The organism is Ruegeria sp. C10, from assembly GCF_056537805.1.
In genome coordinates this window covers 37,362-56,682 of record NZ_JBQFSC010000001.1, presented here as the reverse complement: position 1 = coordinate 56,682, position 19,321 = coordinate 37,362, and the positions used below count along the sequence as shown (strand labels likewise).

The following is a 19,321-nucleotide window of genomic DNA, read 5'->3' as shown; positions in this document are numbered from 1 at the left end:
TGCACCGAATGGATCGCTGGCACAGCAGAGAGTCAACGCGCAGATTGCCGCGCGACGGCACTGTGTCACAGGCGATCGGTGTCGTACTTAACCGAAGTCATGTAACTGCGACCAGCAGGGCAGCAGGTCGCCAGCGCGGGGGGAAGCCAGATAGATAGCCCGTGCAATCGCGCGCGCAAGACAGATCGAGGCCGCATGGCCGATCATCGCCATCGCCTCGGGGCCAATCGTGCGCGCGCCGGTGCTGAGACCAAACACCAGATCTCCATCGCCAGGCGTGTGCGCAGGAACAATGGCACGGGCGATGCCGTCATGGGCTGCTACCGCCAGACGCTGGCATTGCGGTTTGGTCAGCGCTGCATCAGTTGCAACTATAGCAATCGTGGTGTTTGCGCGATCTGGCGGAGCAGAATGCATCATCTGCGCCTTACGGCTGACAAGAGAGGAACCAAGACCCGAGGTCGGATCTGGCCCCAATCCACCGAACTCGTCATTGATCTCAAACGGCGCAGCCCAAAAATGCCGATCATCCGGTGTGGTTACGCTGCCAAGCGGATTGGCGGCAACCAGCGCGCCGACGGTTACGCCACCCTCAAGCTTTAACGAAGCCGAGCCTAAGCCACCCTTGTGCATCGCGGCCAATGCGCCGGTACCAGCCCCCACCGAGCCCAGTTCAAATTCTGGTGAGGCGGTCAAATACGCAGACTTCCCCAGATCGCGATAAGGATTTTCGGTCCAGTTCTTATCTCCACCATTGAGTAGATCGAACAGAATCGCGCCCGGCACGATGGGCACGACGGCCGAACCGACCTGAAATCCGCGCCCCTGAGCGCGCAATGCGTCTGAAACGCCCGAGCACGCATCCAGTCCAAAGGCCGAGCCGCCGGACAAAGCAATCGCGTCGACCCGATCAACAGTTTTGTCGACCGCCAGAAGGTCGGTCTCACGCGTGCCGGGGGCGCCGCCCATCACATGAACCGAAGCTGTGAACGGGTCGTCCGCCGTCAGGACAGTTGTGCCTGATTTAAGCGTATCATCGTGCGCATTGCCAACCTTGAGGCCAGCGACATCAGTGATCAGGTTTCTGGGTCCGGGGTTCATTTTCGTCTCGCGCACTGGGCCGGAAAGCGCGCTGGGGCGCGCTGCCTCCGGCGGAGATATTTATGGCCAGATGAAGGGCGGATCAAATGCATCGGCCTCCGTCCACTTCCAGGGCTGTGCCGGTGATCATGCTGGCCTCGTCCGAGCAGAGGAAACAGGCGGCGTTTGCCATGTCTTCGGGCGTTGAGAAGCGACCAAGCGGGATCGTTGACAGGAATTTGGCGCGGATTTCCGGGGTGTCTTCACCCATGAAGGATTTCAGCAGCGGGGTTTCACCCGCCACCGGGCAGATCGCGTTGACGCGCAGGCCCGAGGGGGCAAGTTCGACGGCCATCGTCTTGGTCGCGGTGATCATCCAGCCTTTGGAGGCGTTGTACCAGTTCAGATTGGGCCGCGGCGACAGGCCTGCTGTTGAGGCCACGTTCAGGATCGCCCCCGCGCCGCGTATCTTCATCTGCGGAACAAAGGCGCGCGCGGTCAGGTAAACGGATTTCATGTTCACGGCGAAGACGCGGTCGAATTCATCGTCATCGACGTCCTCAAGTGGGGCCGGCAGGTGCGTCACGCCCGCATTATTCACCAGAATATCAAGCTTTCCGAATTCTTCCGATACCGCATGTGCCATGGCCTGAACCGATGCCGCATCCGAGACATCAACGTGCTGTGCGATGGCATTCGTGCCCTCCGCGGACGCCATGTCGGAAGCCGCTTCGCCATTGATATCTGCGATCATCACGCGGGCGCCTTCGGTCAGGAACTTTTGCGCAATCCCAGCGCCGAACCCGGATGCGCCGCCGGTTACGATGGCGGTTTTTCCCTCAAGCCTCATGGCTTTACCTCCCCTGCGTCTTGCACCGGCAGAGTAGCAACGTGCAGCGAAACTGCCAGATCAATCTTCGGACACTTTGCCTCGCAGGGCTTTGACATCCGCGCGGGCTTTCTTAGCAGCAAGCCTTCGCTTGACCGAACCATAAGTGGGTTTGGTCGCGATCCTGCGCTTGGGATTGACCAATGCCCGCGTGATCAGTTCAGCCAACCGGGCGCGCGCGATGTCGCGGTTGCGGGCCTGAGAACGTGTTTCTTCACATTGAATGATGATCGCGCCGTCCTTGGTCCAGCGACGTCCGGCCAGCCGTTTCAGACGTGTCTTGACCGGATCAGGCAAGGAAGGTGAGCGCGCGGCCTCGAACCGCAGCTCAACGGCGGTGGAGACCTTGTTGACGTTCTGCCCACCCGGACCAGAGGACCGCACGAAGCTTTCGGTGATTTCCCAGTCTTGCAGGGCGATATCGTCGGTGATGCGCAACATGGATCGGACCTTACAGGGCGCAGTTGAAAACAAAAAGGGCCGCCCCGGCGGGACGGCCCTTCGAAAGTTCAGGAGGTTGGGTCGGTTAGATCAATCGACCAGCCGGAGCGAGCGCTCCGCCAAGGGCTGCCTTAACAGGCGATCCCCCCGGTTGTTCCAACACCTCTCTCCAATCTCTTTCTCGACACTGGATCACCTCCTTTTCTATCTGTTGCGGTTAACAAGGAGCGTGACACAAGTTGTGCCAATCTCAAAGAACTTTTTTACGCAGGCTGTGCAGCGGTCAGACGGGCGACGATCACCTTGAACGGAATCAGGGCGATTAGTGCCAGCGACAGTTTCACCAGCCAGTCAGCGAAGGCCAGCGTCACCCACAGCGGGGCCATCGGGCCGGACAGCATGAAGGGCACAGGCTCCCACGCCCAGTTGATCGCAGCGTCTGCATTGGCACCAAAGACGGTAACCGAGGCCGAGAACGCCAGCGTAAAGAAGATCGCGGTGTCCAGCGCTGAACCGACCAGTGTCGACACCAGCGGCGCGCGCCACCAGCGGCCACCACGCAGTGAGTTGAACACAGTGACGTCGGTCAATTGCGCGATCAGGAAGGCGGTGCCCGAAGCGACTGCGATGCGCAGCGGCACGGCGGCATAGGTGAAGCCGTCACCCTGCAGCATGATCTGGCTGCCGATCAGCGAGCAGATGATACCGGTGACAAATCCGGCGAATACGACCTTGCGGGCCGGACCCACGCCGTAGACGCGGTTCATGATGTCGGTGACCAGAAAGGCCAACGGATAGGTGAAGGCACCCCAGGTCAACAGGCCGTCAAGGATCAGGAACTGGACCAGGATGTTTGAGGCCACGACGATCGAGGCCATGGCAAGGATGCCGGGAATAAAGCTGCGTTGCATTTTCAGATGCCCGTTTTGACAAGGTAGCGGCGACTTGGCCCCAGGCTCATCCCGAGGCAGGCCGTGCGTTTAGACCTTTGTCTGCCGCCTGTCAATCAGGCAGCAAGTATTCGACCAATTCAGTGCGTTGCAGAAAGAAGAAGTTGTCGTCGGAAATCATCGTTGCGCGCAGCCGCCCCTGCACATCGCGCCAGACAGAAAGGCCCTCGAGATTGTCATGCGTCCCGGTGCTGGTTTCGAACAGAATCTCTTGTGACACGGGTGCATCATCTGCGATCACCCAGCGCCGCAGTCGCGAGCGGAAGCCGAAAAATGACACCGCGCGCTCTAACACATACAAACGCCCATCGGGCCCAAAATCTGCCGCAACCGGCAGGAACCTTCCACTCGGCGGCAAAACAAACGGCCTTGTCCAGTGGTGGCCATCCCACCGATAGACGAGGATTTTACCGTCTGCGGTGCGGGATTTCTCGGTCAGGGTGTAAAGCCTGCCCCGATCATCGATCGCCAATGCTTCGAACGAGCCATTGCGCTCTAAATCATGAAAAGCCTCCGGGCGGGGCAATACCTTGGCTTTGGCCCCCGGTGTGGAATAATGGACCACTCGGTGCACACCTTCGAACGAGATATATAGGCTCCCATCCGGAGCGACAGCGATCCCTTCGGAATCCCCTGCCCGACCGCTCAGGCTGCGCCCTTTGCTCGAGAAGATGGGTCCGTATCTCAGTATCTGGATATTCCTGATTTGGTCTCCATCCCGGTTGATCCGCGCGGTCACAAGCCTCGACCGGTCGCCGAGCACGATCATTTGCCGGCCGTTTTCCGACAAATGAAGGGCCGAGAACCCGCCAAACCAACCGGCACTGTTGTTCCAGTCAAATCGGGCTAGAAGCGTTGCCGGGCTGGTACCAACTGCCGAAACGGCACTGGCCAACAGCGTTGCAACAATCAGTTGGATTGCAAGACTGCGGCGCATTGCTGGGGAAGGTCCGCCATTCGATATTCACGACGTTTCTTGGGCGGCGGCGCATTTGGATCAGGTGGCGGTGGGTTCAGAATATTGCGCACCCATTGCTGCGCCTCGGCGCAACCATCACCCTTGGGTGGCGGGTCCTGATTTACACAGCCTTTCGATCCTTTCGGGCATTTCAGCCGCACGTGGAAATGATAGTGATGTCCCCACCATGGCCGGATCTTGCGCAGATAGGCTTTGTTGCCCTTCTCGTCATTGCACATCTGCACCTTTGCACCCGGGAATACGAAGATCCGGGCAACGCGCTTGTCCTTGGCGGCTTCGCGCAATACCGCATGGTGCTGCTTGGTCCAGTTGCCGTTTACATACGCGCCGTTCGCGCGGCGCAAGGATATAGACGAGATATTCTCGCGTGCTTTGCGGCTTAGGCGCATGTTATCGCCCGGCAGCATCCAGATATCGATATCCAAACCCAACTGGTGCGAACGATGGCCCGAGGTCATCGGCCCACCCCGCGGTTGGCTGATATCCCCGATATAGAGACCATTCCACCCCGGTTGTTTCGCGGCAAACCGGCTGAGATCCTGCACATAGTCGATCGCCTGAGGATGCCCCCAATTGCGATTGCGCGACAGGCGCATGGCTTGCCAAGTTGGCCCGGTTTCAGGGAGTTGCACCGACCCGGCGGCGCACCCGCGCGAATAACTGCCGAATGCGGCAGATTTTTGCTGCGACCCAACCTTCTGGGCTCCGAATAACTGTTTGGCCAAGGGCTGTGCCGTGGCCGCGCCTGCCAGTGCTATTGCGGCCAGAACGGCCAAAAAACGTAGTAAAATCATCTGCTCTGATCCCCTTCCGGTTTCACCCAGCGCATCAGGACTAGGCCCAGAATAAACAACAGAATGATCGGTGACACCCCCAGTCTTGCACTACCGGTTGCTGCTGTTGCTATTCCGATCAATAGCGGCGCTGCAAAGGCGGTCGCCCGACCCGAAAGCCCGTACAGCCCAAAACTCTCGACCGGGGTGGCGGGATCAGTATGGCGTACCATCATTGAACGGCTGGCGGATTGCAGAATACCTCCCATGCCGCCGATCAGAACTCCGCACCCGAAGAACGCCATGTCCGGCAGGCCCGAGCCTACGGGTAATGAAATTCCGTAGATCTGTGTTCGATCCATCGACACAACCGTTACGCAGACAAAGATCAGAACCCAAATCGCAACCAATATCACCGGTTTAGGGCCGTACTTGCGATCCATCTTGCCTCCGATCCACGCAAAGATGGCCGAAGCCAGAACGCTGACGATCCCAAATACGCCGATTTTTATCAGGTCCCATTCAAGCACTAACCGCGCGTAGACGCCTCCGAAACTGTATAGCCCGTTCAACGCGTCGCGATAGAACATAGAAGACCCCAGATAGGTCGCCAGACTGACCCGGTGACGCAAAGCCGCCACGGACTTGCCCAGCAAGCGCAGCGCCTCACCCACGCTACCCTGTTTGTTGGTCTCAGGATCATCCCGAACCCACAGGAAATACGGCACCATGAACAACACGAACCATCCAGCGGTGAAGGGGCCGACAAACCGCGTCCCTTCACGCGTTGCCGCATCCAGCCCGAACAACGGATCCATACCAATCAAGGTCTTGCCGTTGGGCTGTTCAACAAACAGCGCCAGCATGATGGCCAGCGACAACAGGCCTCCGAAATAGCCGAAGGCGAAGCCCGAACCTGAAATCTCGCCCACTTCTCTATCGTCACCCAGATCGGGCAACTGAGAGTTGATGAAGATCAGTGCATATTCTGCGCCCACAAAGCCCAGACCAAAAGCCGACAGCATCAACCACATGTTCGAGCCATCGGGCATCGTATACCACAACGCGGCAGACCCCACCGCGTACATCACCGAAAACCCGAGAATCCACGGGATGCGCCGACCCGAAACATCCGCCATCGCGCCCAAAAGGGGCGCTCCGAACGCGATGATCAGCCCAGTTATGGTCAGGCAATTCGCCCAGACGGTCTGCGCCTGCGCCGCCGCAGCATCGGTGTCTAATCCGGTATTCGCATAGTATTGAGCCGCCACCCCGGCGAAATAGGGGCCAAAGACAAAGGTCACCAGCAATGTATGGAACGGCTGACTGGCCCAGTCGAAAAACCACCAGCCCCAGATGCGCTTACGCTTGGAAATCTCCGCCATCTCTGCCCCATATTATTATTGTTGCGATCATAAGACGGGGCTTTGGGTCAATTCGCAAGCGTTCTGTTGGGGCGCACTTGCTCTTTGCGGCTGTGACGCTTAGGTCTCAGGGCAATTGACGAACGGAGTGCCCATGCTGTCGCTGATCCAAATCCTTCTGCTGATCCTGGACATTGTCTGGTTCATCATCCTTGCCCATGTGATCATGAGCTGGCTGATCAACTTCCAGGTGCTGAACCTGCACCAGCAACTGGTGGCGCAAATCTGGTACGGACTGAACCGTTTGTTAGAGCCGATCTACGGCCCCATTCGCCGCATTCTGCCCGCCATGGGCGGTCTGGATCTGACCCCTCTGGTGGTGCTGATCGGAGTCTATGCGTTGCGGATCATCCTGATCAACAACGCGGTCTATTTCTACTGACCTCTTGTTCACCGAATCTTAGTATGTGATGGTCCTGTCTTAAGAGCAGATAAACCATAAAACAGGACCCTCCGTCGCATGTTCGACTCCGCACCCTTGTTGCGAGACGTTTTCGGATTCGACGACTTCCGCCCCGGTCAGGAAGAGATCGTCGACGCCGTGACCGCAGGTGAAAACGTGCTGGCGATCATGCCCACTGGTGGGGGCAAGTCCTTATGTTTTCAGTTACCTGCGTTGCTGCGAGACGGCGTGACTGTTGTGATCTCTCCGCTGATCGCCTTGATGCGCGATCAGGTGCGTGGGCTGCAGGAAGCCGGTGTCGAGGCGGGCGCGCTCACCTCGGGCAACACCCCCGAAGAAACTGATGCGGTATGGGACGCATTAGAGGCTGGGCGGCTCAAGCTTCTGTATATGGCGCCCGAGCGTCTGGCCGCCGGGTCGGCGCTGGGGATGCTGCGCAGGATCAACGTCAATCTGATCGCGGTGGATGAGGCCCATTGTGTCAGCCAATGGGGCCACGATTTCCGCCCTGATTATCTGCGGATCGGAGAGCTGCGGCGCGCTTTGAATGTGCCCCTCGCCGCGTTCACCGCGACAGCGGATGCGGAAACGCAGGACGAGATCGTCGAAAAACTGTTCGACGGTGTTGAGCCGCGCAAGTTCCTGCGGGGGTTCGACAGGCCCAATATCCATCTGGCTTTTGCCGCCAAGGATGGACCGCGCAAACAGATCCTCGATTTCGCTGCCGCGCGCAAAACCCAATCCGGCATCGTCTATTGCGGGACCCGCAACAAGACCGAGGTGCTGGCGCAAGCCCTGCGCGCCGAAGGTCACACGGCCTGCCACTATCACGGCGGGATGGAGGCCGAGGATCGCCGCATCGTGGAAGCTCGCTTTGCGCGCGAGGACGGGCTGATTGTCGTCGCTACGGTCGCCTTTGGCATGGGTATCGACAAGCCGGACATCCGCTGGGTCGCCCATGCGGATTTGCCGAAATCGATCGAGGCCTATTATCAAGAAATCGGTCGCGCCGGACGCGATGGTGGACCAGCCGAGACCCTGACCCTATTCGGGCCTGACGATATCCGACTACGACGCTCACAGATCGACGAAGGGCTGGCCCCACCTGAACGGCGCATGGCGGATCATGCGCGCCTTAACGCGCTGCTGGGATTGGCCGAAGCCCTGAAATGCCGCCGCCAGAGCTTGCTGGGGTATTTTGGGGAACAGGCTGAACCCTGCGGCAAGTGCGATCTCTGCGACAACCCGCCCGAAGTCTTCGACGGCACAACGCCCGTCCGCATGGCTCTGTCCGCCATTCTACGCACCGAGGAATGGTTCGGGGCAGGTCATCTGATCGACATTCTGCTTGCCAACGAGACTGATAAAATTCGCGCACGGCGACACGACAATCTGTCCACCTACGGCATCGGCAAGGACTGGTCGCGCCCACAATGGCAAGCGATCTTCCGGCAGATGATGGGCCATGATTTGGTGCGCCCCGACCCTGAACGCCACGGCGCGCTGCGTATGACAGAAACCGCCAAACCCATCCTGAAAGGTGAGGCGCAGATCGATCTGCGCAAGGATACCATCCGCAAAGCCACCCGACGACCCGCTGTCAAAGCGATGGTGTCCGAGGAAGACGCGCCGCTGCTCTCGGCGCTCAAGGCCAAGCGGCGCGCACTGGCCGAGGCCGCTCGGGTCCCGGCTTATGTTATTTTTCCTGATCGCACCCTAATTGAGATGGCAGAAACCCGACCTGCAAATCTGGACGACATGGCGCGGATCAGCGGTATTGGGTCAAAGAAACTGGAGCGCTATGGTTCCACTTTCCTTGAGGTGCTGACCGGCGCGGTAGAAGAGCTGCACCCCGCAAGGCGCAAACTTGCCGGCCGCAATCAGGGCGACATTTACGATCAGTTGCTTGAGGTTCAATCGCAATTGTCGCGTGGCCCCGACGGGATCGACAAACCGCTAAGCTGTACGGCCTCGCAACTGGCGAAAGTGGCGCAACTGCACCCGGATGATCCACGAGCGATGGAGCAGGTTCTGGGTGACCGTCGTCACGAAAGGTTTGGCGCGGCGTTTCTGGACGTGCTGCAACAGGCGGGCTAGATACGCCTGAGCAGGCGAGAAACGAGGGCGGATATGCTGGTAGTGATTTCCCCGGCCAAGCGGCTGGATTGGGCTGAACGAAACGTCGAAGTGACACAACCCGATTTTCAGGATGACGCGATCCGCTTGTCGAAGACAGTACGCAATCTGACATTGGGCGATCTGAAAAAATTGATGGATCTGAGCGATGATCTGGCACGCTTGAACCGCGACCGATATCGTATGTTCTCGGACGCGCCTGATACGGAGATGACGCGCCCTGCCGCACTGGCGTTTGCGGGCGATACCTATCAAGGGCTTGAAGCCGCATCGCTGGATGCCGACGAAATGGCCTGGGCACAGGATCACCTGCGCATTCTGTCCGGGCTTTATGGCGTATTGCGCCCGCTGGATGCCGTACAGGCCTACCGGCTTGAGATGGGTAGTAAACTGAAAACCAGACGCGGAAAAAACCTGTACGAATATTGGCGCGATCAGCTAAGCAAGGTGCTGAACGCGCAGGCCGCCGAAACTGACAGCAAGGTTCTGGTGAACTGCGCCAGTCAGGAATACTTCGGTGCGGTCGACCTGAAGGCACTGAAGCTGCCCGTTGTGACCCCGGTCTTCATGGAGGACAAGGGCGGCACCCCCAAGATCGTCAGCTTCTTCGCCAAGAAAGCGCGCGGTGCGATGGCACGCTACATCATCCTGCACCGCCTGACCGATCCCATTGGCCTGTTGGATTTCGACAGCGGTGGTTATGAATACAGGGCAGACCTGTCTGACGACTACAAACCTGTGTTTGTTCGCCCCTATCAGGCCTGATCGAGCAGTGAAGGGTCGTAGGCTACAAGCTCAACGGTGTTCCCTTCGGGGTCTTGGGTGAAGATACCGCGCCAGCCGATCCAGCCAAAATGCTCGACCCGATAAGGCTGGTCGATCTGGTCGTACCAGCGCATGACAGCATCCTGTTCGACAAAGGGCAGCGACAGCGCGATATGGTGCAGGGCCGAGGCACCCCCTGTTACTCGCACTGCCGCGCCAGTCTGGCCCGATCCACGCTCAGAGCCAACAGATTGGTGAAACAGGGCCAGCACCTGTGTATGTCCACCAAACCCTTCGGCAATCCGAAAAAAGGTGATGGCGCTGTTATGGTCGCCTTGCAATCGCTGCAACCCGATCACCTTCTCATAGAAATACACCATTGCCGCCATATCGGCGCAGCGAATTGCAATCTCACCCAATCCCCGGGGGCGAAAACCGCGCTCATCTGACATAAATCGATCCTATTCCGTACTTTCACCTTCTGCACCGACCAATTGGGCATCGGCTGGACGATGTTCCAGTATCATCTTGTGGATCAGTTTCTTGTGCAACGGTTTGGTCAGATAATGATCAAGCCCGGCTGCCAGTATGCCCTGATCATCCCCTGTCATGGCATGGGCCGTCAGGGCCACTATGGGAACATGTCGATCCGTTCCGATCTCGCGACGCCGGATTTCACCCGTCGCCTCTTTCCCATCCATCTTGGGCATCGAGATATCCATGAAAATCAGGTCCGGGTCGAAACTGGCGAAGGTTTCGATCGCCTCCAACCCATTGGAGACGAATTTCAAATCGATATTCAGATCTTTGGTCATCTTTTGAAGGATCAGTTGATTGGTTCGATTGTCCTCGGCTGCCAGAACCCGCATCAGCCTCTGATTCTGCGGAACTTGCGCATGAGTCTCGGGATCAGCGACGCAGTCGTCACTGCGATCCGACTTGAATACGGGAGCGCCCAGCGCCATCAGCCGTGAATACAGCTCGGCGCGCGGGATGGGCTTTTGCAACACGCCGTCAATCAGGCGATGGGCCGGGTCGGCATGAATCACACCCGGATTGGCCGACATCACCACAATTGGCAGATCACCCCATCCTTTGTCGCGCAGTGTTGTGGCGAGTTCCAGACCGTCCATGTCCGGCAGATCGTGATCGCACAGCACCAGATCAATAGTTTTGTCCATTGCAGAAAGCGCTTCAGCCCCTGTTGAACACGTGAGCGCCTGAGACCCAAGGCGGCTCAGTTGTTTGGTCAGAATGGCGCGGTTGACGGCCATATCCTCGACCACCAGAACCTGCCCCAACTGCCCCGCCAGATCGGGCGGAACGGGCTGCGGACCTTCGGCCGTGGGCAGTGTGATACGGAAACCAAAGCAAGATCCTTTGCCCGCGTCGCTTTCGACCCAGACGGCACCGCCCATCATCGAGATCAGCCGCTTGGTGATTGCCAGCCCCAAACCCGTGCCTTCGAATTGGCGGTTCTGAGCATCCTCAACCTGATTGAATTCACCAAAGATGTGCGGGACCTTGTCGGCTTTGATTCCGATACCCGTATCCTCGATGGCCACGTGGATGTCGCAGGTTTCAGTTGTCGCGTCGGGAACGCCGGTCACCCGAATAAGGACATGGCCCTGCGCGGTAAACTTCACTGCATTGCCGACAAGGTTGGTCAGAATCTGCCGAATCCGCCCCGGATCCCCCACAAAAAGCGTCGGCAGGAACAGGTCATAGTCCACCAGCAAGGTCAGGCCCTTGTCGCGTACGCTGGGTTGCAACAGCATCGCGACCTCAAGGATACAGCGCTCCAAATCGAACTGTTCGGGGTGCAGCGTCAACTTGTCGGCCTCGATCTTGGAATAGTCGAGGACATCGTTGATGATGACCAGCAAAGCCTCGCCCGAATTGCGAATTGTGCTTACATAGAGCCTTTGTTCTTCGTTCATCGGGGTTTCGGTCAGCAGTTCGGTCATACCGACGATCCCGTTCATCGGCGTGCGAATCTCATGGCTCATATTGGCCAGAAAGGCGGATTTGGCGCGGTTTGCGGCCTCGGCCCGTTCACGTGCAGCGTTTAGCTCGGCCTCATGCCGGACCGAGGCTGTGATGTTCAACGCCAGGCTCAGCACGTCACCGCCGTGGCCCCGCTGATCAATCAGCCGGATATACTGGCCGTTCCACAACTGGATCACCTCGGGTTCGGGGTGCGGTTGCGCCCAGCGTGCAAGCATACGCGCCTGCCAGTCCGCGATATTCTCCGCGCCGATGTCCACGATCCCTTCATGGGTCAGAATTTCGAGAATACGCGTGTAGCTGATCCCCGGCGCGACCTCTTCCAGCCCATCGAAAACGCTTAGGTAAGCGGCGTTGGCACCGATCAGTGTGTTGTTGCCGTCGAAAAAGGCAAACCCGTCAGGGATGGTCTGGATCGAATGCCACAGGCGGCGTTCAGCCTCTTCGATCTTGGCATTGGCCACGGTCAGATCGGATTTGACCTTTTCGTTTTCATCGCGAACCGTCGCAACCTCGGCCTGGGTCTCATCGATCTGGCGCGTAAGCGCGATGGCGTGGCGGCCTAGTTTGCGATTGGCGGCCGACAGCTCGGCCTGTTTCAGGTGCAAAAGCCGTTCGGCGGTCAAACGTGCGCGCCGCTCTTGTGCCAGTTTTTCTGCAAGGCTCATGAATCGTGTTCCCGCGATACTTTGCGCCGAGCATCGCGGGAGAGCATGAAAAAGTGCTTAAGCGGTCTAGCGACGCCCTTCGCGCAACCACCCGCCCAACAAGAACCCACCGGCCAACAACAGCACCAGCCAGGGCGGAAGCAAACCAGCCTGGGTGACGTCGCGGGTTTCATAGGCGTCGCGCGGAGTCAGACCGATCCAGCCGCGACCCGCTGCGGGTCGACCAGTGCGAACATTTCGAATTGAGGGCAGGCCCTCTTCTACCCGGATCGTACCCCCGCGCAGGCTGGCGAGAACCGGGTTAAGGATCTCATCGGTCGCGATTGTGCGCTCAAACTCTTTGGGTGCGGCGGGGCCAAGACCAATCACCGCAGAATGTTCGCCCTCTTCCAGACGATAAAGGCCAATCTCAGGGCCGAAATATTGTGCCTCAAACCGACCGGGAGAGACTTCGTTCAGTGTGATCTCCAAAGTTTCGCCGTTGGGGCGGGTGACGGTGACGGGGCCAACATCATCCTCCAGCGTTTGACGGATGATACGCATGGACTGGCCGTTTGCCTCGGCCCACAGTGCCTCTTCCTCAAGCTCGGGTTCTTTCATCATCCAGTGCGCCAGCCTGCGCAGAAGTTCCAATTGCGGGCCACCGCCCTCAAAGCCGCGACTCCACAACCAGGCGTGATCTGAGGCCATCAGGGCCACACGGCCCTCACCCACACGATCCAGCACCAGCAGCGGGCGGTCATCGACTCCGGTCATCAGCATGTCACCGGATAATTGGCTGACATCGATCTGGCGCAACCATGCGCCCCATGTCTCAGCATCGCCCAGATTGGTGGTCACCGGGTGCCGCTGGCCCAGTTCTGAGACCATTGGCACATAACGCTCCTCATAGACGCGCGCGCTGGGTTTTGCCGGAAGAACCGGCCCCAGTGGTGAACGGAACAGACTGTCGGCTGTGGCGAAATCGGGGCCCGCAGCAACCAGAACTGCGCCGCCGTTGACGATATAATCACCCACATTGTCCAGATAGATCGCGGGCAGGATGCCGCGCCGTTTATAGCGGTCGAAGATGATCAGGTCGAAATCATTGATTTTTTCCAGAAACAGCTCACGCGTCGGGAATGCGATCAGCGAGAGCTCATCCACTGGCACGCCGTCCTGCTTTTCCGGTGGCCGCAGGATGGTGAAATGGACCAGATCAACGGAACTGTCAGATTTCAGCAGGTTGCGCCAAGTGCGCCCGCCCGGATGTGGCTCACCCGATACGAGCAGGACGCGCAGACGATCGCGTACGCCGTTCATCTGAATCAAGGCGGTGTTATTGCGATCAGTCAGCTCGCCCTCGGCCTGCAGGACCGTGAACTGGATGACGTTCCGACCACCATGCGGCAGCGTGATCGGGAGCTCGACGTCCAGACCGATTGGAATGGTGAACTGCTCGGGTTCACCTCCATCGACGGATATCTCAAGCGGAGCGTTAGTAACTCCAGCAGGCGCAGCGCCAGTATCTTCGACGCGCAGGGTCAGGGTCACGGGCTCACCGATAATGGCGAAGGCTGGGGCGTTACGCACGATCAGGCGCCGATCCCAATCGCCTTCGCGCCCGGTCTGCAACAGATGCATTGGAGCAGGTAGGTCGGGTGCCAGGTCTGCATCATGAACGATGCCGTCTGACACCACGACAATGCCCGCAATCCGTGCACGGGGTTCTTCGGCCAGTGCCGCGTTCAGCGCAGCCATGACCTGCGTGCCCTCGTCACCATCGCCGTCACCAACCTGGATGCGGCGCAGCTCGGTATTATCTCGGGCTTCGATCTCGGTCGCGAGGTCGTTGGCAGCCTGAGCAGTCTGTTCGGCACGATCCGATAGGGTTTGACTGGCGCTTTCATCTTCGATCATCAACACGATGTCGGTAAGCGGCGCGCGATCTTCGACCTGATAAACAGGACCGCTAAGCGCCCCGAGGATGACCAAGGCCGCCAAGCCGCGCAGGGCCCAGCCCGACAGACCGCGCCAAATCGCCAGAACCACACCTGACATGGCAATCAATGCCACGGCTGCCAGAAACGGCCACGGGATTAGCGGGTCAAAGATGACGGTTCCGGTCATTGTCCCAACCTGTCTAAAAGCGCGGGCACGTGAACCTGATCGGATTTGTAATTCCCGGTCAGCACATGCATTACCAGATTAACCCCAAACCGATTGGCCAACTCGCGCTGTCGTTCTCCGGCATAACCGCGACCCACGGGCAACAGGGACTGACCGTTGCGATCCACCGCCCAGGCCCCGGCCCAGTCATTACCGCCGATCACCACCGGGGTCACGTTATCGTTGAGGTTTCGGAAGGGCATTCCTTCGATCTGCTCGGCATCGGGTGGCGCGGCCTCGACCCAGACCTCGGTGCCAGAATATCGTCCGGGGAAATCCTGCAGCAGATAAAAGGCGCGGGTCAGGACATGATCACGCGGGACAGGCTCTAATGAGGGGATATTCAACGGGGCGGCCAGTTGTTGCAGCTTGCGCCCATTGGGGCTGGACGCCCCGAAACCGGCGATATCGGCGTCGCGCGTATCAAATAAAATCATCCCGCCCGAACGCAGATAGGCGTTCAGCTTTGCATAGGCTTCAACCGAGGGCTGTGGCTGGTCCGGAGTAACAGGCCAATAGAGCAGCGGAAAGAATGCAAGCTCATCACGTTCAAGGTCGATGCCAATCGGGTCGGCGGGTTCGACCGAAGTGCGAAAATGCAGCGTCTGCACCAACCCACGCAGCCCGGCCAGCGCGATATCGTCGACCTGAGCATTCCCGGTAAGTACATGGGCCAGCACAAGCTCATGCGTCGCGTTCAATGCAAAATCGGTGTCTTCAGGGGTCTGCGCCCGCGCCTCGGGGGCAAGGAACAGGGCAGCAAGCGCAAATGCAACAGGGGTTGCCTTGGCCAAGCGCCCCGACAACGCCAAAGACGCAATCACATCGATTGTCAGCAACAACAGTGCAAGGCCAAGCAACAGCCCTTCCAACGGAGTCTCATTGCTGATCTCCTGACCCCGGATTGGGACGTCAGACGGCCAGATCACCGGGGATAGTACAGCATCCTCGGCAAGAACATTCCGCGCCAGTTTCTGCTTGCCGTTTTCATAAAGCCCCGGGCGCAGGTCCGGCCCGATTTGCCCAGAAACCAGTTCGACTCCATCGACACCGGGCAGCGTTCCTGCGTCAGTCAAAACACCGAAGCCATCCATTATTTGAATCGGCTCCCATACGGTGCCCTGCATCTGAGCCTCTTGACGCGATTTGGCAGCAGAGGCAACGGCAAGCCGGTCGAGCATTTCGACAAACAGCCCGGACAGCGGCAGGCTGGACCATTCCGCATCAGCCGTGACATGGAACAGAACCACCTGCCCCAGCCCCAGCGGTTTTCGGGTCACCAATGGTGTGCCATCCGACAGTGACGCAATGACCCGATCCGCTAAATTAGGGTCTGGTTGTGCCATGACCTGAGTGGTCACAGAGACGTCCGCAGGAATCTCCAACCCATAGAACGGCGAGTTTTCAGTGAACGGAGCAAGCCCCTTCGCTTCACCCCAGCTCATGGCGCCGCCGACCGAGCGGCCACCGCTACGAAGTCGAACCGGCAACAGTGCATCCTCAGTATCGCGCCCCAGATCGCTGGCGGCCATGCGTGGGCCGGCAAAGCGCAGCAGCAGGCCGCCCTGTTCAACCCATTCGACGACTTCAGCCTGTTCCGACTCGGACAGCTTGGCCACATCCGCCAATACGATCACATCCGGGTTAGCGGGGAGAACCTCGGCCAGGCCGCCTTCGACAAAATCAGCGGTCGGAATCAGCACCTGTGTCAGGTAGTGAAGCGGCGACAGTAACTCTAACCCTTCGCGGTTCAGGGTGCCTGCGATCAATGCCACTTCGCGCCGACGCAGGCTGTCATCTGTCAGTGTAATGGCACCGGCAGAGCGCTGGCCTTGAATCTCGAACCGTGTAATGCGTGCGCGCAGTTCCGATGGAAGCGCAAGATCAATTTCCGCCTGCGTAGAGCCGTTTTCGAACTCAAGATTGGTCGATTGCAGCACCCGCATTGCTCCTGCCGGGTCGCGCCCTTGCGCCAGAACGGTGACTCTTTCCTCTGGTCCTGGATTAGCGCGCTGTACGCTTAATCGGATTGCGCCGTCCTGATAGGTGGCGGGCAAGATCGCGGTAACGGGTGCAGAGGATTGGTAGACAATCACGTCCCCACGCGCCTGTAGGGCAGAAGTCAAACGATCATGGCCGACATAGGACAGACGGTCGCTGAACCAATGGGTGTCGAAGCCACCTTCGACCTGTCCCAACGCGATCAGAGTTTGGTCAATCTGCGCTTGGGTTGGTTGCCACGGCATCGGTGTAAGGCCCGGCAGACGCCCACGCCACGCCTCGGCGGCCTGAAACACAGGTGCCTCAGGCTCAGTCAGACGCAAGATCGACACAGGACGACCCGCCCGCCCGGCTTCCGTCAATTGCGCATCAATCTGATCAAGTGTCGAGGACCAACGTGTCGCGCCCCCCCAGCTTGCATCCAGCACCAGCAGAAGCGGCCCAGATCCGGTCTCATCGCGTGAGGGGTTCAACACCGGCCCTGCCAGCCCGATGATGATCGCTGCGGCTGCCAGCATCCGCAGTAGCAGCAACCACCATGGTGTACGGTCCGAAACGCTTTCATCATCCTTAAGGCCCAGCAACAAGGTAACCGCAGGGAACAGTCGGCGGATCGGCGCAGGCGGAACAGCGCGCAGGATCAGCCACAGGATCGGCAGGGTCAAAAGGCCCAGCAGCACCCATGGCGCGGTAAAGCCGATGCCTGCAAGAACCGTCATTGCGCACCCCCATCTAAGGCGCGATAAAGCCACAACAGAGCCGATTGAGCACTGTCACCGGTGTGATGGAGCCCCATCTGCCATCCGGTCGCACGACAAAGCTGCGTCAGCGCGTCCTTACGCTGCGCAAGGCGATCCAGATAACGATCACGCAGGTCTGCGGCCTTCAAGGTTTCATGTCGAGCGGTGCCACCAACACTTTCAAAAATGGTACGTCCCGAATAGGGAAAGGACTCCTCGCTGGGGTCCAGAACCTGCAGCAACACGCCGCGCACGCCCCGGTCAGCGGCTTTGGTAAGGGCCAGCTCGACCTCGTCCAGCGGCCCAAGAAAATCCGAGATAAACACCGCACGCGCATGCGGGATCATGGCGCGGTGTTCGGGTGGCGCGTAATCGGTTTGCGCATCTTCAGACCAGGCTTGGGCCAGCCGAATGATCTGAGCATTCCCCCTGCGCGGGGGCAGCGTCGTGCCAGTCAGACCAACGCGCTCGCCGCCACGCACAAGCAAGATAGCGGTCGACAGCCCCAGCAGGCGCGCACGATCGGCCTTGGTCGGCAAGTTCTTGTCCGAAGCAAACCGCATCGACGCGCCCTGATCGACCCAAAGCATGATCGACTGTGCAATCTGCCATTCGCGCTCACGTACAAACTGCTGATCACCACGGGCCGAACGGCGATGGTCGATCAACCGGCGACTGTCGCCAATCTGCGCAGGGCGGTACTGCCAGAAATCATCCCCCAGACCCGAGCGTCTCCGCCCGTGATCGCCCAATAAAACGGTTCCGGCCAGATGCTCGGCCCGCGCCAATAACGGCGGCAACCGGGACGCTTCGGCCTCGGAGCGTTCGCGTAGGGTCTGGGCGGCGCTCACGCCGCGGCCTCAGTTCGGACCAGCCCAGTAGCGGTGGACTCAATCAGGTCAGAGAGGCTGTCACCACGTGCCCGCGCCGCGAAGTTCAACGACATACGGTGGCTGAGAACCGGACGCGCCATGGTCAGAACATCCTCGGCATTGGGGGCCAAACGGCCTTCCAGCATCGCATTTGCGCGCACGGTCATCATCAGAGCCTGCGCAGCGCGCGGTCCGGGACCCCAGGCAACAGTTTCCTTCACCCGCTCTGACACACCTGCCTCATCCGGGCGGAAGGCGCGGACCAGATCGAGGATCAGTTCGACAACCGACTCTCCTACAGGCATCCGGCGCAACAGAACCTGTGCGGCCAGCAATTCTTCTTTGGTGAAAATCTGATGCGCCTCGGCTTCCTCAACACCCGTGGTAGCCAGCAGAATATCACGCTCGGTCTGGCGATCCGGATATTCCACGTCGACCTGCACTAGAAACCGGTCCAGTTGAGCTTCGGGCAATGGATAGGTCCCTTCCTGCTCAATCGGGTTCTGCGTTGCCAGCACATGGAACGGTACGCCCAATTCGCGGTCTTCGCCCGCGACTGTCACCGTACGCTCTTGCATCGCCTGCAACAGCGCCGATTGGGTCCGGGGACTGGCACGGTTGATCTCGTCCGCCATCAGCAACTCACAGAAAATCGGGCCGGAGATGAAGCGGAAATGGCGGCTGCCATCTTCGGCAGTATCCAGCACTTCCGAGCCCAGAATATCAGCAGGCATCAGGTCCGGCGTGAACTGGATGCGGTTGCCATGCAGGCCCATCACGGTCGAAAGCGTCTCGACCAACCGCGTCTTGCCCAGCCCCGGCAGACCGATCAGCAGCGCGTGACCGCCGCACAAAAGCGCGGTCAGAGTCAGGTCCACGACCTTCTCCTGCCCGATAAAGCGGCGGGTGATCGAGGATTTGGCCTCTTGCAGCTTGTTTTCCAGCGCTTCGATCTCGGACACGAGGTCGGCAGGTTCGGACATGAGGTTCCCTTCCGTGGACTGTTATGATTGAAGTGTATCGCGCTGAGAGGAAATGGCAAAAG

The 19,321-nt window shown here is 59.3% G+C and carries 16 protein-coding genes; 3 read left to right on the top strand and 13 right to left on the bottom strand.

Features of this window, described 5'->3' with window-relative positions; genetic code table 11:
• Window positions 1-87: 87 nt before the first annotated feature.
• The 7 genes from ACR0DE_RS00250 to ACR0DE_RS00220 form a co-directional block, all read right to left on the bottom strand.
• Window positions 88-1,101 (bottom strand): P1 family peptidase, encoded by a 1,014-nt coding sequence (locus ACR0DE_RS00250; protein WP_480750999.1) that lies wholly within the window; start codon window positions 1,099-1,101, stop codon window positions 88-90.
• Between the two features lie 82 nt (window positions 1,102-1,183).
• Complete coding sequence (locus tag ACR0DE_RS00245) at window positions 1,184-1,930, bottom strand: SDR family oxidoreductase (protein ID WP_480750996.1); 747 nt, start codon at window positions 1,928-1,930, stop codon at window positions 1,184-1,186.
• Between the two features lie 60 nt (window positions 1,931-1,990).
• Window positions 1,991-2,410 carry an alternative ribosome rescue aminoacyl-tRNA hydrolase ArfB gene (gene arfB, locus ACR0DE_RS00240; protein WP_480750992.1) on the bottom strand — a complete coding sequence of 140 codons (420 nt, stop codon included), beginning with the start codon at window positions 2,408-2,410 and terminating at the stop codon, window positions 1,991-1,993.
• 263 nt (window positions 2,411-2,673) lie between these two features.
• Entirely contained in the window at window positions 2,674-3,321 is a 648-nt protein-coding gene (locus tag ACR0DE_RS00235; RefSeq protein ID WP_170394930.1) for a queuosine precursor transporter, read from the bottom strand.
• 91 nt (window positions 3,322-3,412) lie between these two features.
• Complete coding sequence (locus ACR0DE_RS00230; RefSeq protein WP_170394933.1) at window positions 3,413-4,297, bottom strand: esterase-like activity of phytase family protein; 885 nt, start codon at window positions 4,295-4,297, stop codon at window positions 3,413-3,415.
• Complete coding sequence (gene mepA, locus ACR0DE_RS00225; RefSeq protein ID WP_170636587.1) at window positions 4,270-5,133, bottom strand: penicillin-insensitive murein endopeptidase; 864 nt, start codon at window positions 5,131-5,133, stop codon at window positions 4,270-4,272. Before mepA ends, ACR0DE_RS00230 begins: the two co-directional genes overlap by 28 nt.
• Window positions 5,130-6,497: an MFS transporter gene (locus tag ACR0DE_RS00220; protein ID WP_170394940.1), complete on the bottom strand. Its 1,368-nt coding sequence runs from the start codon at window positions 6,495-6,497 to the stop codon at window positions 5,130-5,132. The genes mepA and ACR0DE_RS00220 overlap by 4 nt, the downstream gene beginning before the upstream one ends.
• A gap of 133 nt (window positions 6,498-6,630) precedes the next feature.
• Between ACR0DE_RS00220 and ACR0DE_RS00215 the strand changes: the two genes are divergently transcribed.
• The 3 genes from ACR0DE_RS00215 (at window position 6,631) to yaaA (ending at window position 9,840) form a co-directional block, all read left to right on the top strand.
• The gene (locus ACR0DE_RS00215; RefSeq protein ID WP_170394943.1) at window positions 6,631-6,918 is read left to right on the top strand and encodes a YggT family protein; all 288 of its coding nucleotides are present in this window, start codon (window positions 6,631-6,633) and stop codon (window positions 6,916-6,918) included.
• 78 nt (window positions 6,919-6,996) lie between these two features.
• Complete coding sequence (recQ, locus tag ACR0DE_RS00210) at window positions 6,997-9,036, top strand: DNA helicase RecQ (RefSeq protein WP_480750989.1); 2,040 nt, start codon at window positions 6,997-6,999, stop codon at window positions 9,034-9,036.
• A 33-nt stretch (window positions 9,037-9,069) separates the two neighbouring features.
• Window positions 9,070-9,840, top strand: a complete 771-nt coding sequence (gene yaaA, locus ACR0DE_RS00205; protein WP_480750987.1) for a peroxide stress protein YaaA — start codon at window positions 9,070-9,072, stop codon at window positions 9,838-9,840.
• On the opposite strand, the gene ACR0DE_RS00200 is transcribed toward yaaA, so the two are convergent.
• From ACR0DE_RS00200 to ACR0DE_RS00175, 6 genes are all read right to left on the bottom strand, one after another.
• Window positions 9,831-10,292 (bottom strand): VOC family protein, encoded by a 462-nt coding sequence (locus ACR0DE_RS00200; protein ID WP_170426031.1) that lies wholly within the window; start codon window positions 10,290-10,292, stop codon window positions 9,831-9,833. The two genes, yaaA and ACR0DE_RS00200, sit on opposite strands and share 10 nt — an antisense overlap.
• A gap of 9 nt (window positions 10,293-10,301) precedes the next feature.
• Window positions 10,302-12,515: a response regulator gene (locus ACR0DE_RS00195; RefSeq protein WP_480750983.1), complete on the bottom strand. Its 2,214-nt coding sequence runs from the start codon at window positions 12,513-12,515 to the stop codon at window positions 10,302-10,304.
• A gap of 66 nt (window positions 12,516-12,581) precedes the next feature.
• Window positions 12,582-14,624, bottom strand: a complete 2,043-nt coding sequence (locus tag ACR0DE_RS00190) for a hypothetical protein (RefSeq protein WP_480750981.1) — start codon at window positions 14,622-14,624, stop codon at window positions 12,582-12,584.
• Complete coding sequence (locus ACR0DE_RS00185) at window positions 14,621-17,383, bottom strand: DUF4159 domain-containing protein (RefSeq protein WP_480750979.1); 2,763 nt, start codon at window positions 17,381-17,383, stop codon at window positions 14,621-14,623. The genes ACR0DE_RS00190 and ACR0DE_RS00185 overlap by 4 nt, the downstream gene beginning before the upstream one ends.
• Window positions 17,380-18,255 carry a DUF58 domain-containing protein gene (locus ACR0DE_RS00180; protein ID WP_170515220.1) on the bottom strand — a complete coding sequence of 292 codons (876 nt, stop codon included), beginning with the start codon at window positions 18,253-18,255 and terminating at the stop codon, window positions 17,380-17,382. Before ACR0DE_RS00180 ends, ACR0DE_RS00185 begins: the two co-directional genes overlap by 4 nt.
• Complete coding sequence (locus ACR0DE_RS00175) at window positions 18,252-19,259, bottom strand: AAA family ATPase (RefSeq protein WP_480750977.1); 1,008 nt, start codon at window positions 19,257-19,259, stop codon at window positions 18,252-18,254. Before ACR0DE_RS00175 ends, ACR0DE_RS00180 begins: the two co-directional genes overlap by 4 nt.
• Between the last annotated feature and the right edge of the window lie 62 nt (window positions 19,260-19,321).

Bases quoted from the DNA above. Each gene is read 5' to 3' on its own strand.
- ACR0DE_RS00235 (WP_170394930.1), bottom strand. From the start codon at position 3,321: ATGCAACGCAGCTTTATTCCCGGCATCCTTGCCATGGCCTCGATCGTC.
- ACR0DE_RS00185 (WP_480750979.1), bottom strand. From the start codon at position 17,383: ATGACGGTTCTTGCAGGCATCGGCTTTACCGCGCCATGGGTGCTGCTG.
- ACR0DE_RS00245 (WP_480750996.1), bottom strand. From the start codon at position 1,930: ATGAGGCTTGAGGGAAAAACCGCCATCGTAACCGGCGGCGCATCCGGG.
- ACR0DE_RS00250 (WP_480750999.1), bottom strand. From the start codon at position 1,101: ATGAACCCCGGACCCAGAAACCTGATCACTGATGTCGCTGGCCTCAAG.
- ACR0DE_RS00220 (WP_170394940.1), bottom strand. From the start codon at position 6,497: ATGGCGGAGATTTCCAAGCGTAAGCGCATCTGGGGCTGGTGGTTTTTC.
- mepA (WP_170636587.1), bottom strand. From the start codon at position 5,133: ATGATTTTACTACGTTTTTTGGCCGTTCTGGCCGCAATAGCACTGGCA.
- ACR0DE_RS00175 (WP_480750977.1), bottom strand. From the start codon at position 19,259: ATGTCCGAACCTGCCGACCTCGTGTCCGAGATCGAAGCGCTGGAAAAC.
- recQ (WP_480750989.1), top strand. From the start codon at position 6,997: ATGTTCGACTCCGCACCCTTGTTGCGAGACGTTTTCGGATTCGACGAC.
- ACR0DE_RS00190 (WP_480750981.1), bottom strand. From the start codon at position 14,624: ATGACCGGAACCGTCATCTTTGACCCGCTAATCCCGTGGCCGTTTCTG.
- arfB (WP_480750992.1), bottom strand. From the start codon at position 2,410: ATGTTGCGCATCACCGACGATATCGCCCTGCAAGACTGGGAAATCACC.
- ACR0DE_RS00195 (WP_480750983.1), bottom strand. From the start codon at position 12,515: ATGAGCCTTGCAGAAAAACTGGCACAAGAGCGGCGCGCACGTTTGACC.
- yaaA (WP_480750987.1), top strand. From the start codon at position 9,070: ATGCTGGTAGTGATTTCCCCGGCCAAGCGGCTGGATTGGGCTGAACGA.
- ACR0DE_RS00230 (WP_170394933.1), bottom strand. From the start codon at position 4,297: ATGCGCCGCAGTCTTGCAATCCAACTGATTGTTGCAACGCTGTTGGCC.
- ACR0DE_RS00215 (WP_170394943.1), top strand. From the start codon at position 6,631: ATGCTGTCGCTGATCCAAATCCTTCTGCTGATCCTGGACATTGTCTGG.
- ACR0DE_RS00200 (WP_170426031.1), bottom strand. From the start codon at position 10,292: ATGTCAGATGAGCGCGGTTTTCGCCCCCGGGGATTGGGTGAGATTGCA.